This is a genomic window from Mycobacterium sp. 1245801.1 (assembly GCF_001673055.1).
GTDB lineage: Bacteria > Actinomycetota > Actinomycetes > Mycobacteriales > Mycobacteriaceae > Mycobacterium > Mycobacterium europaeum_A.
The window spans coordinates 1-11,169 of record NZ_LZKY01000315.1; the positions used below are offsets into that span (position 1 = coordinate 1).

The 11,169-nt window shown below is 66.2% G+C and carries 5 protein-coding genes and 2 pseudogenes; 6 read left to right on the forward strand and 1 reads right to left on the reverse strand.

The features are described from left to right. Positions 1–635: 635 nt before the first annotated feature. From A5622_RS29795 to A5622_RS20050, 6 genes and pseudogenes are all read left to right on the forward strand, one after another. Positions 636–2,423, forward strand: a pseudogene (locus tag A5622_RS29795) (peroxidase family protein); the annotation flags it as partial. Next, a complete protein-coding gene (locus A5622_RS29800; RefSeq protein WP_197508050.1) occupies positions 2,424–3,569 on the forward strand; it encodes a catalase family protein in 1,146 nt (381 codons plus the stop codon). A gap of 133 nt (positions 3,570–3,702) precedes the next feature. Then, positions 3,703–6,303, forward strand: a complete 2,601-nt coding sequence (locus A5622_RS20035) for a LuxR family transcriptional regulator (protein WP_066880779.1) — start codon at positions 3,703–3,705, stop codon at positions 6,301–6,303. A gap of 1,123 nt (positions 6,304–7,426) precedes the next feature. Further along, positions 7,427–8,293 (forward strand): hypothetical protein, encoded by an 867-nt coding sequence (locus A5622_RS20040; RefSeq protein ID WP_066880771.1) that lies wholly within the window; start codon positions 7,427–7,429, stop codon positions 8,291–8,293. Positions 8,294–8,483: 190 nt separating this feature from the next. Next, complete coding sequence (locus tag A5622_RS20045; RefSeq protein ID WP_066880773.1) at positions 8,484–9,497, forward strand: GH25 family lysozyme; 1,014 nt, start codon at positions 8,484–8,486, stop codon at positions 9,495–9,497. Positions 9,498–9,534: 37 nt separating this feature from the next. Further along, entirely contained in the window at positions 9,535–10,458 is a 924-nt protein-coding gene (locus A5622_RS20050) for a caspase family protein (protein ID WP_066880775.1), read from the forward strand. A 121-nt stretch (positions 10,459–10,579) separates the two neighbouring features. On the opposite strand, the pseudogene A5622_RS20055 reads toward A5622_RS20050, so the two are convergent. After that, positions 10,580–11,169: pseudogene (locus A5622_RS20055) on the reverse strand (hypothetical protein); the annotation flags it as partial.

Genomic DNA, 11,169 nt, shown 5'->3' on the forward strand with positions numbered 1-11,169 from the left:
ATGACGCTATCGGCGGTGATTGACCGATCTCGATCATCGTCCGGTCCGGGGCCGGTTTCACGGGTAGTCGACTACTCCATCGGCGATGTCCTCCGGACCGGCTGGGACGTTCCGGCCTGGAGTGGTATCGATTCGGGGTATTGCCGACCTGCCGGGCGGACAACTGTCCCCCACATACGCAGTCGGAAGCTAACCGAATCATCCACGGCCACCGGCGCTTTCGTGATGGGTGCCGCTACGCGCGGGTCGTCCTGCTGCGCGATCCTGACCTCACCGGGCCGGGTCATCGCCGGCGTCCGCGGCGCACCGCGCGCACATCGAGTAGTCGACTACCCGTGCACGCCCGCCAATCCGTCGTTAGCGTTCGGGTCGTCGTGCTCCGTGGATGGATCCGAAGGGAGGCTCATGGGGTCAGCGAACTTCGCCGCCGCCCTACGGAACCACCGGCCGCATGCCCGACGAACTGTTAGTGTCCACTGCAGCTACCAACGGCAGACCACGAGCGGGGGCGCCGTGCGCGCAGCACGCGACGACACCGGCGCGTTCCCTAGGAAATGGCGGCGCGCGACGCTTCATCGCTGCTGCGCGGTCATCAGGAACGCTGCGTCAGCCGGATCCGTCAAGTGGAGGCAACGATGATGCTCGTCGATCAACTGGCGCGAGTGGCAGAGCTGACCGACCGGTGGATCGGATGGTCCCGGCTTCCCAAACCGTTAGGGCTCGCGGTCCTCATCGGATTGCGTGAGCAGCTGCGTGCCCACAATCTCTTCGACACCGGCCGCGGACCCGACGACCGGCCCCCACCCGGCGTCGACATCACTTCCTGCCGCGACGCCCGCACGCCGGATGGGACCAACAACGACCTGCAATACCCGCTGATGGGATCGTTGGGCAGCCGGTTCGGTCGAAACGTCCCCACGGAATTGACCTATCCCGAGGGACCCGACCGCATCCTGGAGCCCAATCCGCGCGTGATCAGCCGGCGACTGCTGACCCGCGACACGTTCAAACCCGCCACCACGCTGAACTTGTTGGCGGCCGCATGGATCCAGTTCGAGGTCCACGATTGGTTCAGCCACGGCACCGTCAATGCCGATCCCTGGAAGATCCCGATCGAGGGTGCTGACCCGTGGCCCGAGCCAACGATGACGATCAACCGGACACCACCGGACCCCAGCCCTGACGCGTCGGGGCCGCCCACGTTCGTCACGCAGGACACCCACTGGTGGGATGGGTCCCAAATCTACGGCAACACAAAGGGATTCGCGGAGGGTCTGCGCACCGGCGAGCTGGGGCAGGTCAGGATCGACGACGTCGGCCTGCATCCGGAAGAGCTTGAGACCTACCTCGATCCGCACGGGGCGGTCCGGGCCAACTTCTGGGTCGGATTGGCGCTGCTGCACTCGCTGTTCCTGCGCGAGCACAACACCATCTGTCGCGAGCTGCACCAGCACTATCCCGAGATGAGTGACCAGCAGCTGTACGACAAAGCGCGCCTCATCAACGCGGCACTGATGGCCAAGATCCACACGCTGGAGTGGACCCCGGCGATCATCGCCCACCCCACCACCGAGTCGGCCATGCGGGCCAACTGGTTCGGGGTGCTCGGGCGGCACTTCGAGGAGCGCTTCGGTCGCATCACCCCTAACGAGGTGCTACAGGGCATCCCCGGATCGCCCACCAACCACGACGGCGTGCCGTACTCGCTGACCGAGGAATTCGTCGCCGTCTACCGCATGCATCCGCTGATCCCCGACGACTACACGGTGCGCTCGCTGCGGGACGACGACGAGCTGGCGCGCTACCAACTGCCCGACTTGTCGGTGCCCAACGTTCGAGAGCGCCTGGCGCAGTGGCCGGCCGACGACCTCTTCTACTCGATGGGGGTGGCTCACCCGGGCGACATCACGTTGCACAACTTCCCGATCCATCTGCAGGACTTCCACCGGGTCAACGACATTCCGATCGACCTGGCCGCCGCGGACATCCTGCGGATCCGCGAGCGTGGGGTGCCGCGCTACAACGCCTTTCGACGAATGCTGCGACTCAAGCCTGCCGCCAGCTTCGAGGAGCTCACCGACAACCCGGAGTGGGCCGAGGAGCTTCGCGAGATCTACGGCGACGTCGAACGCGTTGACCTCATGGTCGGCCTGTACGCCGAACCCAAGCCGGCCGGTTTCGGGTTCAGCGACACAGCCTTCCGGATTTTCATCCTGATGGCCTCGCGCCGGCTACGCAGCGACCGCTTTTTCACCACCGATTACACCCCGGCGACGTACACCGAGGCCGGCATGGCGTGGGTACGGACCAACTCGTTGCGCACCATACTGGTCCGGCACTTCCCCGCCCTGGAGCCCACCCTGCGCTCGGTCGACAATCCGTTCGCCCCCTGGCCAACCACGCAAGCGCGGCCGTCGACGCGGATCTCCCCGCCACCCACCACCGGGCGCCGCTATCCGCCGCCGCCCGGCGCGCAGCCCACCTACGTCCCCTACAGCGACGCCCTCGAACGGCCGGGCGCCGAGGAGGATCGTGAGATCGACGCAATCGTCAAGTCCTTGCACGGCAACAACGAGTGGGCGTACAAGAAGTTTCATCACGGCCTACGCGACGCCCATGCCAAGACGCTGGCCGTGCTGCGCGGTGAGCTCACGGTCTACCCGGACCTGCCTCCCGAGTTGGCCCAGGGTCTATTCGCCGAGCCACGCAGCTACCCGGTGATCACCCGGCTGTCCACCACCTCCGGGGTGATCCGAAGTGACCAGATCCGCGGGGTGCACGGCCTCGCGGTCAAGGTGCTCTTTGACGAACCCGGCGAGCGCATCCTGGCCGACGATGACGCCGCCACACAGGACTTTCTGCTGGTGACCCACCGGGAATTCCCCTTCGCCGATGTACGGGCATACCTGCGCGTCGGCATGCCGCTGGCGTGGGTGTTGGCTCGACTGTCCGATCCCGCGCTGTCGGCTGTCGGTGCGCTGCTCACGGGCGCCAGATCGGTGCTGGCCCAGGTGGGGGTGTCGCTGCCCAACGCCGTGGAGATCTTCATCGAACCCAACACCCACATCCTCGGGCAGAACTTTTATTCGTCGGCTCCGATCCGATGGGGTGATCATGTCGCCAAATTCGAGATCGTGCCGCTGTCGGAGTCGGTGACGACGCTGGCAGGCCAGCCCCTGCCGGCGGATGCGGGTTACGACGCCTACCGCAATCAGGTGTTCGACTTCTTCGCCACGAACAGCGCCGAATTTGAGCTGCGGGCCCAACTGTGCACCGACCTGACCAGGATGCCCATCGAGGACGCCACCGTACCGTGGCCCGAAGAACTCAGCCCACACATCGGGGTCGCCAAACTCAGCTACCCGCAACAGAACCCGGACTCCCCCGACCGGCGACGGTTCGGCGACGACGTGCTGTCCTACAACTCGTGGCGCGGCCTGGCCGCGCATCGACCGCTGGGCCCCATCAACCGCCTCAAACTCAAGGTCTACGAAGCATCCAGCACCTTCCGCCATGAGAAGAACGAGGTCCCCCTCCTTGAGCCAACTGTCGCCGACCTGCCCCGATAGCGGCGCCGGCCAGCTTCCCGCCTCCACCCGGGCCCACGCGGCGGAGGCGGTGAGCAGCGGGCGCAGCGTCAATTTGCGGTCCGCGGCCAACTCCCTGGGCGACGGTGCGGATGCGGCCTTAGACTTTGCGTTCATGAGCAGCCAGTGGCAGTTGCTCGAACGCCCGCGGGAGCAGGCGACGATCCGCTGCGCGCTCACCGGCGACGGACAGCGTGGGGTTGTGCTCATCGGTCCCGCCGGCGTCGGTAAGACGACGCTCGCCCGCACCGTGGCTGCCACATTGCCGTCCGCAGTGCACTGGGCGGCGTGCACCGAGTCGTCCCAAACCATCCCGCTGGGCGCGTTCCTGCAGTGGGTGGGTTCCTCGGGCGCGCGCGACCCGATCGCGTTGCTGGCCGCAGCGCGCGAAAATCTATTGGCCGGCGCCGAGCCGGTGGTCGGCGTCGACGACGCGCATTTGCTCGATCAGCTCTCGGCCACGCTGCTGCACCACATCGCCGCCGAACGCGCCGGCCGCATCGTGGCCACGGTCCGGAGCGGCGAAGCCGTACCCGATGCGGTCACCTCACTCTGGAAAGACGGCTACCTGCAGCGGTTCGACCTAGAGCCGCTGTCGAAGGACCAGAGCATCGCGTTGGTCGAATCGGTGCTGGGCGGCACGTTGGAAGGCCTGTCCGCCGATGTCATGTGGACGGCCTCCGGGGGCAATCCACTGTTCTTGCGGCACATGGTCGAAGGGGCGGTCGAAGCGCGCACCCTGACCGAGGTCGACGGTGTCTGGCAGCTGCGCGGGCCCACCGCCGTCTCGTCCGGGCTGGCCGAACTGCTGGAGAACCGACTTGATCGTGCCGGTGCCGATGCGCTGGGCGCGCTGAAATATCTCGCGTTGTGCGAGCCGCTGGACCTCGACGCGCTCGTCGAGTTGGCCGGTGAGGACGCCGTGGACGCCGCCGAGCTGCAGGGGCTCGTCCGCATTGTGCGCGACGGTCCCGTCCTCAACGCGCGCATCAGCCATCCGCTGTACGGGGATGTGGTGCGCAAGCGCACGGGGACCGCGTCTGCGCGACGGCTGCGCGGGCGCCTCGTGTCGGTGCTGTCCGGCCGCGAGATCGCCTCTGCGGCCGACCGGATCCGCCTGGCGCAACTGTCCGTCGACAGCGACCAGGTCGCCGATAACGGCCTGCTGGTCGCCGCCGCACGGGACGCTGTCTTTTTGGCCAACCTGCCGCTCGGGGAACGCTTGGCGCGCAGTGCAGTTGAGCACGGCGACGGGCTTCGCGCCGCCGAATTGCTCTCCCGCGCGGTGCTGTGGCAGGGGCGGCCGGCCGAAGCCGACGCGATCCTGGCGCAGTTCGAACCCGACGGCCTCGACGAGCTGCAGCTGGTTCGGTGGGGTATCCCGCGGGTGTCCACACTGTTTTGGTCGATGGGCGAAGTGGCACACGCCCAGGACATCCTGGCCGTGATGCGACAGCGGGTCACCCACCCCGCCCTGCGCCTTGTCGTGGAGGCCACTGGGGCGGCGATGGCGGTGCACCAGAACAAGATTGAGGAGGGCATCGCGGCCGCGGAGGCCGTCCTGGCCGATCCCACTGCGCCCGAGCAGGCCGTCGACTTCGCCGCGTTCGCCGCTGGCCTCGCCATGCCCGTCGCCGGGCGCGGCGCCAACTTCGAGCCGATCGCCGCACGGTGTCGCGCGGAACAGAAGCCCACCGACGGGATGATCCGTTGGATGATCCGGTACGGCGACATCCTGGCACTGGCGCACACCGGCCGACTGGATCTCGCCGATCAGCGGGTGGCCGACTACAGCAGGTTTTCCTCTCAGGGACAGTTCGTCGGTTGGGCGATCGCAAAAATCATGGCCGGCGTCGTCGCCGTCTACCGAGGAGACTTTCCTTCGGCCATCGCCTCATTCGAGCAGTCGCTCGCCGCGCTCAACGCCGAGAATTCCTTGCCGTGGCGGTTGCCGTGCCGGCTGCTGCTGGCCCGGGCGTATGCCGCGCTGGGCCGAACGGCCGAAGCCGAGCGGGTGCTCGCCGACGCCAACGAACACGCCGGCCCGCACCTCGCCTTGCACGAGCCGATGGCCATCATCGCCAAGTCGTGGCTCGCTGCCGCCCGCGGCGGTGAACGCACCGGAGTCGACCTGGCGCGTGCCGCCGCCGACACCGCCCATCGAGCAGGCCAATACGCGATCGAAGCCGAGGCCCTGCACCACGCGGCCCGCTTCGGGGACCGCACAGTCGCGGCTCGCCTGGGAGCGCTGGCCAAACAGGTCGACGGCACTCCGACCCCGCTCTATGCCCGCCATGCGGCGGCGCTGGCGGGCTCCGATCCGCGCGCCCTGGACACGGTGAGCATCGACTTCGAGAACGCAGGTCTGCTGCTCTCGGCGGCGGACGCCGCTGCCCAAGCCGTCGTGCTCTATGACCGCGCCGGCCATAACCGACACACCACCGAAATAGCTGCGCGGGCACTGCGACTCGCCGGGGTGTGCGGCGGCGCCACCACGCCGGCGATCCGGGCCGCGGCCCGGCCCCTTCCGATCAGCTCCCGCGAACGTGAGATCGCCGCCCTGATCGCCGAAGGCCTGTCCAACCGCGAGATCGCCGACAAGCTGACTGTGTCCGTGCGTACCGTCGAAGGGCACATCTACCGGGCCTGCATCAAACTCGACGTCTCCGACCGCGACGAGCTGGCGGCCATCGTCGCGTGCAATAAGATCGGCTGACCTGGTTTCGGCGACACTACTCCGGCTCGCTGGTCGGCGCCGAGGCGTCATCGAGTAGTAGCCGGGCCTCAAGGGGCGCGGTCCCGCTCGCGCAGCTAGCCGACCGCGCGGCGAGTCCCCGGTGTCCGGGATTCAGTGGCGGCGGCTGCCCGTGAATTACGTTTGCGCGCTTAGTGTTTCGCATATCGCACCGGCCGCCAGCCGAAACGGGGGGCGCCCTGCGAACACCCGGCCGCCGCTCCCGGATGTCTGATCGGCACCGCACAACCCCGTTTTCACATCGGGTAGTCGGCTACGCGTGTCCACAACACCGGTGGCTACCTAAGTTTCCTCATACACCAAATCCACGGGTACGAATCCAGCCCAGGGAGACGAAATGCTTTTCAATCCAGCAACAGTGGCGCCCCACCGTGACGCGCCTACCCTCGCGGCGCCCGTATGGGCCGACCGCGCATCCGCTTGCCCAGTGCCGTCGTATCCACCTGTTGTGGGGGATAAGGTGACGGCGACGCCGGGCGCCGGGGGAGCATCGAACACCAACCCCGCTTCCCCGGCGCCCGTTCTCACCAGCGCGCCCGAGGCGATGTCCGCCTTCGGGATTTCCGATGTCGCGTCGCAGGCCACTGCGTGCCGGCATCGCTGGATCATCTCGCTCAGGCATCGGTTGTCGCAGCGCTCAGACGCCCCGCGCCGATCCTATCCACCACGGCGCCCCGCCTACCTCGAGCGCGCCGCAATGGCTCGGGCAATGGAACGACTGTGAACGGCCTAACGGTCGCCGGTGAGGGCGTTTTCCTGGTCATGATCAGCATCGGCACCTACCACCTCTCCACATGGCTGGAGCGCTGGGACTACAAGCGCCACCGCGAGGACTGAGGCGGCCCCCTCACCGGGCCGCAACCCAGAAATCTGTTTCAGGATGATGACTTTCGATCGGTCCGCGGTACTGATCGTCGATGACGCTTTGGAGATGGGGCGACCGGTACTTTCTCAATCCGCGCGATTCGAGTAGTCCGCTACGCATGTTCCCCAACAAGAGCCGGCGTAGACCTAATCGCATCGACCCCGGGATTGCTCTCCCGACGATAAAACCTTCAACAACCTCAAAGAACGGAAAAGCGCAATGTCCAAATTGTCTCCAGGAACCTCGCAGGATCCTTTCGTCGCCTACGCCGACTGCATCCTCGAGGGAGGTACGCTTGCGTGGCGAAACAACAACCCGGGAAATCTGCTGCCGGGGAAACTCCCCTACAAGAACGCGATTGGCATCGATAAGCGTGGGCTTGCGATCTTTCCCGACTACAGCTCAGGATGGACGGCGCTGCACGACGTGCTGCGGTCCAATCTCTATGGCAGCCTTAGCATCACCGACGCAATGAAGAAGTACGCCCCGGCCAGCGACCCCCGCAACGATCCCGTCGCGTACGCCGCCCGGATTCACCAGCTGACCGGCCTCGACACCACCCGGCTCGTCAAATCGTTGAGCGATGACGAACTCCAGAAAATGATGGGCGCCATCAAACAGGTGGAGGGCTTCACCGTGGGCACGATTCACCACCCGACGGACTCCAACCTGACACCTCAACTGCGGGACCTCTTCGGCCTGACCAGCTCTTCAGACGCCTCGGCCCCCTCCGACACGTCGGGTGACTCGAACACCGTAGCAGCCTCGGACGGCTCCGAAACATCCAGTGCTACGGACAGTTCCGACGCCTCGGACGCCTCAGACAGTTCCGACAGCTCCGATACCTCGGACAGCTCGGAGAACTCGGACACGTCGGGCAATTCCGACAGCTCCAGCTGGCCGGATAGCACGGACAACACGGACGGTTCCGAAACGACCGACAGCACAGACAATTCCGACATCTCCGATACCTCCGACACCTCCGACACGTCGGACAGCTCGGACACGTCGGACAGCTCCGACAGCTCGGATGACTCCGGCTCGTCTGCAATACCGGAGCCGGAGCTCGCCGGCGCCGACAGCTAGGCCGACCGAATGGGTGGATGCACCCGACGGTTAGGCCGGGGGTGCATCGTCCACCGGTAGGAGATCCGGTATCCCGCAGTGCCGGGTACCGGATCACCGGTCCGGACGGACCTCCCCGAAACCGAATACCCCGCCATAAACCCAGCGGCAGAACAACTGTCGCGCCCGACTCCGCGATCGAGGCATTGATATGACCGCACCTTGGGTCGTCGACCAGAACGACGACAACAGCGCCGACACCGACATCGACGACAGCACCGATGCCTCGGGGGACACCGATAGCAGCACAGACACCGGTGGTGACGTCATCGGCGACTCCCCCAGCGATACAGTTCCGGACGCCGACGCACCCAGCGACTCGGGAATCGACCCCCTCGAAGCGCCGGAACCCGAGCCACAGAAGTCCGGTACAACAGGCCCCGACACCGGCGCCGACACCACCGCGAGGGACTCCTCGACAGGAGCGGACGCGCCGTCGGCTGACCCAGGGCCGCCCTACCTGATCGTCGACCAGTATTCCGGCGACAGCGGAATGAACCCGCCCTGGAGCGCGCTGGTTGCCCAACCGCAGTTCTACGGCGCCATCATCAAGGCGTGGGAAGGCAATACCTTCAACGACGGCGGTTGGTTTGCGCAGAACTGGCCGGCGGTCAAAGATGCCGGCGGATCACGTTACGGCAGTAGCTGGTTCCGTGGCGCCTACCTGTTCCTCAAATTCGATACGGCCGGTGCCGATCAAGCCGCGGCGTACCTGCAGGCGGTCGACGCCGCCGGTGGGTGGGACCACGGTGACATCATGCCGATCATCGACGTCGAATTGGGCGGCGCGGCGAACACCAACCACCGTGCCAGCGCGCAGCAGGTAATCGACTGCGTCAGTGCCTGCGCACAGCAGCTCAAGTCCGAACTCGGAAGTCGCGTCATGCTTTACGGACGCGGCGCGATGCGCGACCTCGGCATCACCGACAAGATGGGCTGCGATGTGGCCTGGAACCCCAGCTACACCCCACAGATGGTCCGCCACGGCCTCGAGGCCTTCCAGCTCGACGAGATCGTCCTATGGCAGTACTGCGGCGACAACACGTCCTACCTTGCCGGCTATCCGCACACCGTTGCGGGCTTCAACAAGATCGACATCAGCGTGTTCGTCAAGGGCGCCGCACGGCCCACACTCGACGATCTCCGAAACGCCGTTCTCAAGTAGTACGGCTGTAAGCTATTGAAATCCCCAGGAGCACACCGTGACACACCGAGCAGCCATCGTCGGAGTCAATGACTACACCGCCCAGACGGGCCTGCCGCCCGGCTGGTCGGTGAGCAATCTCAACCGCTCGCTCGACGACGCCGACGCGATGAACACGCTCTTGAGCCAGAGTTTCAATGCCACGGTCATCGCGTCATTGACGGACGGCGCCGCCACGCGTGACGCCATCTACGCCGCGATCAGGAACCTGCTCGCGCAGAGTGACGCTGGGGATGTGGCGACGTTTTTCTTCTCCGGCCATGGGGGCCGGCTACCGGCCGATGACTCAAACCCGCAGCGCTACTACGAATGTTTCATTCCCGCGAGCGGTGCCCCGATTACCGACCTCGATCTGCATGCGTTGGCCGACTCGCTGCAGCCATCCTTCGTCAACTTCACCGTGATCCTCGACAGCTGCAATTCCGGCGGCATCCATGAGGGCACGCCCGACGAGCCGGTGAAGTCGGCGACCTACTCCGCCGATGTCGTGCGGTCCTGCGTCAGCACGATGTCCACGATCGTGCCCTGCGGCGTCCTCATCGACCCGGGGAGCACCGCATTCGACGGCAACGTTTCCCACGTCGTCGGCCAAGGCAATGGCGTGGTATGCAGTGTCGACGACAACAAGGCTCTCGTCGCCGGGTCGAAATCGTGCGTGGTGGCGGCATGCCGATACGACGAGTCGGCGTGGGAGGCCGATACCCACAGCGCGCTCACCCAGGCATTGGTCAACGTCGTCGCGGCGTCGGGCGCCGACATCAGCTATCTCGATCTGATCGACAAACTTCGCGACGAGGTACAGAACCAGCTCGGCAGGTCGCAGACACCAACGCTGTTGGGCCAGCAGAACCGCATGGACGAGAACTTCCTCGCCGGCTGGAACACCTCCAAACCCGAGCAGTTCGATTACGCTGCCACCTGATGCCCGCCGAGCGGGGCGCGGATCACTGGGGTGTCATCTTGAGGCGTTCGCGTTGGTCCACCCGCGCCCCGGATTGATACTTTGGGCCACAAGGACTCTGGGCATGCGTTTGATCGGCAGATCAGGAACCGCCCGCGTTGTCCTGCGCGGCGGGGTCTGAGCCCGAGGGCGTGACCGAACCATCCGCGGAGGTGCTTTGCGGTCCGGCAGCCGTCGGCGGCTGCACGAGATCGGGCGCGTCCGCCGGCGGGAGGACCGGCAGGTGGCTGCACAACAGCGCGACCACTTGCATGCCCGGTCGCGAATAGGTCCACGTCCCATCGGACGTGGTGCTCGAGGCACCCGCCAGCGAGAACGGACCGACAAAGCCATTGCCGCTCAACGACGCTTGGTCCTGGCCACTCCATTGCACCGAGATGTTGAGGTCTTTGACCACGACGATCGCGATCGGCAGCCCATATGTCAGCGCGGCGTCACCCTGGGTGACCGCTGCGTTCGGCGCCGGCAACAGCCCGCCCTTCGGCATGCCAGGCACGTACCAGTTGGGGTCGGCCAAGAAGACCCCGTCCCAGGTCGACACCCCTGCCGCCGCGAAGCCGATGGTCGCGGACATGTATTTGAAAGACACCGACATGCTCGAGGGGGTCGGCGGCCCGGGCGGCGGAACAAAGCCGAAACCACCCGGCCCGGGTCCACCAATCGGGGGAGGTC